This window comes from Chromobacterium alticapitis, assembly GCF_002924365.1.
Classification (GTDB): Bacteria; Pseudomonadota; Gammaproteobacteria; order Burkholderiales; family Chromobacteriaceae; genus Chromobacterium; species Chromobacterium alticapitis.
Genome location: NZ_PQWB01000086.1, coordinates 1 through 358 on the forward strand (window position 1 = coordinate 1; position 358 = coordinate 358).

A 358-nucleotide genomic window follows, 5' to 3' on the forward strand; every position below is an offset into this window, starting at 1 on the left:
GGAGGCCGCTTACCACGGTGGGATTCATGACTGGGGTGAAGTCGTAACAAGGTAGCCGTAGGGGAACCTGCGGCTGGATCACCTCCTTTCTAGAGAATGGCGATTGCCAAGTACTTACAGCCTATCGGTTATTTGTGGTTAAGGGCAGCCAGGTCGAAAGGCCTGGTGCTGAGAAGTTTACTGGGTTTGTAGCTCAGCTGGTTAGAGCACTGTGTTGATAACGCAGGGGTCGTAGGTTCGAGTCCTACCAGACCCACCAGTTGGGGGATTAGCTCAGTTGGGAGAGCACCTGCTTTGCAAGCAGGGGGTCGTCGGTTCGATCCCGTCATCCTCCACCAGTTTGCAGTGCAAACATAAT

General features: G+C 53.9%; 2 tRNA genes and 1 rRNA gene. All 3 read left to right on the top strand.

Going from position 1 to position 358, the window contains the following annotated elements:
* Positions 1 to 89 (top strand): 16S ribosomal RNA (locus tag C2I19_RS16240); the annotation flags it as partial.
* Positions 90 to 182: 93 nt separating this feature from the next.
* A tRNA-Ile gene (locus tag C2I19_RS16245) sits at positions 183 to 259 on the top strand.
* Between the two features lie 3 nt (positions 260 to 262).
* Positions 263 to 338 (top strand) — tRNA-Ala (locus C2I19_RS16250).
* Positions 339 to 358: the final 20 nt, after the last annotated feature.